This window comes from Hydrogenophaga sp., assembly GCF_041633695.1.
GTDB lineage: Bacteria > Pseudomonadota > Gammaproteobacteria > Burkholderiales > Burkholderiaceae_C > Hydrogenophaga.
In genome coordinates, this window is record NZ_JBFJMY010000590.1 from 1 (window position 1) to 2,215 (window position 2,215).

The window sequence follows — 2,215 nt, forward strand, 5'->3', positions numbered from 1 at the left end:
CGATGCGATTGCCCTGGATCCGTACTTCGCCGCTGAACGGCTGAGCACCGCTGCCGTCGAACACGCGGGCGTTGGTGATGAGAATGTCGGCCATGTCTTGTCTCCAAAAGATTTCTTGCTTGCGTCTGTTCAACGCCATTTCTTCCGCTCAAGCGCGCGCCAGGAATGCTTCCAGTTGTTGCGCACACTCGATGGGTCGCTCAAAGGTGGTCCAATGGCCGCAGCGGTTGAAAACCTCCACACGGGCGTTGGGCAGGCGTCTGGCCATCTCTCGCACAGCGCCTGGCGGGGCGACGCCGTCCTCATCGCCCGTGACCAGCAAGACCGGTACGGTGATGTCTTCCAGAGCTGCAGATTGCGCGGCCGCCAGAGCGGCACAAGAGCGCGCATAGCCTTGCGGGTCTTGCCGCATCAGGCTCTCGCGAACCAATGCTGCGGCCACAGGCAAGACGTCGCGCGTGGACACAGAGGTCGACCCTTGCACGATGGCGTCGGCAATCTCCTGCATGGCCACGGTCCCGCCGGACCGGGCTTTCTCGGCGCGTGCCAAGATGTTCGGTCGCGCGGCATCGGGCGGACAAGCCAAGGGGCCGAAGAGCGCCAGTGATTTCACCAAAGAGGGCTGCTGCACGGCCAGATGCTGGCAAACGATGGTGCCCATGGAGTGCCCAACGAAATGCGCTCCGGCAATGCCCAGGTGTTGGCAAACCGCAGCCACCGCAGCCACCATGCTGTCGATGCTCAGCCCGTCGGTGGCGCTGCCCGATCGGCCGCTACCCGGCAAATCGATGCGAACGATTTGATGCCGCCGCATCGCCCGCAAAACGGGCGTCCAGGTGTTGCTCGTGCCGCCCAGGCCGTGCACGCAGACAATGGGCGAACCATCTCCTTCGACTTCAACGGCGACACCCGCGATGTAATGTGTGGTCATCGCGGCGCTCATACAAACTTGTTTTCGATAGCGCCAAGACCATCGATTTCGACGCGAACCACGTCTCCAGACTTCAGGTAGCGCGGGGGCTTCATGCCCATGCCCACGCCCGCAGGCGTTCCGGTGGCGATCATGTCACCGGGGAAAAGGGTGATGCCGCGCGAAATGGTTTCGATCAACGTCGGAATGTCGAAGATCATGTTTTCGGTCGGGCCGTCCTGCCGCAACTCTCCGTTCACCCAGCAGCGCACGCGGGTCTTTGTGCCGTCCAACTCATCAGCGGTCACGGCCCATGGGCCGGTCGGGCAAAAGGTATCAAACGATTTGCCCATGTCCCATTGTTGGTGGCGCATCTGAACGTCGCGTGCCGTGACGTCGTTGACCACCGTGTAACCCCAGACGTGGCGCATGGCATCGGCGCGGCGGATGTTCTTGCCACCCTCGCCAATGATCACCATCAGTTCCGCTTCGTAATCGATTTGGGCGAGCAGGTTGCGGGCCAGTTTTACCAGCGAGGTTTTGTTGGCCAGTCGCCGGCGAAAACCGGCGACCAGCCGGGTCAGCCGCAGCACGGCCTGGCCGGCGTTTTCGGGCAGCGCCGACAACTGCGGGGCCTGCTGCATGACGTCCCACACGCTGGCGCCCTGCGCCACGGCGGCGGCCGTCAGCCGCTCGACGACGCTCGTCGAAATGCCGCGCGGCGGCGTGTTGACGATCCGCCGCAAGGCGACTTCGTCGTTGGGGGCGTCGAGCACCTGTAGGTAGGCCAGCACGTCGCGCACCTCGCGGCGGTCGAAGAACGACATGCCGCCGATCAGCACGTAGGGCAGTCCGGCCGCACGGAGCTCGGTTTCGAAGGCCCGCGGCTGTTCGTTGGTGCGGAACAGGATGGCGAAGTCGCGGGGCTCGAAGCCGGGCTTGCTCAATTGACGCGCGACGTCGGCCACCACGCCGCGGGCCTCCTGCGTTTCGTCCTGGAACTGCTCGACCCGCGGCTTTTGCCCGCCGGGCCGCGCGGCCAACAGCCGCTTGGGATGCCGCAGCTTGTTGAACGCGATCAGCCGGTTGGCCATGTCGAGGATTTCGGCGGTCGAGCGATAATTCTGTTCGAGCCGCACCACTTGGGCGTCCGGCCAGTCGCGGGTGAAGCGCAGGATGTGCGCCACTTCGGCGCCGCGCCAACCGTAAATCGACTGGTCGTCGTCGCCCACCACGCACAGGTTGCGATGCCCCGCCGCCAGCGCTTTGGTGATGCGGTATTGGCTTTGGTTGGTGTCCTGGTAC

At 64.3% G+C, this 2,215-nt stretch carries 1 protein-coding gene and 2 pseudogenes; all 3 read right to left on the reverse strand.

Annotated features, from left to right (window positions below):
* Nucleotides 1–148: 148 nt before the first annotated feature.
* Complete coding sequence (locus tag ABYB95_RS22055; RefSeq protein WP_372662030.1) at nucleotides 149–931, reverse strand: alpha/beta fold hydrolase; 783 nt, start codon at nucleotides 929–931, stop codon at nucleotides 149–151.
* Between the two features lie 8 nt (nucleotides 932–939).
* Nucleotides 940–1,413, reverse strand: a pseudogene (locus ABYB95_RS22060) (fumarylacetoacetate hydrolase family protein); the annotation flags it as partial.
* A gap of 186 nt (nucleotides 1,414–1,599) precedes the next feature.
* Nucleotides 1,600–2,184, reverse strand: a pseudogene (locus tag ABYB95_RS22065) (ATP-dependent helicase); the annotation flags it as partial.
* Between the last annotated feature and the right edge of the window lie 31 nt (nucleotides 2,185–2,215).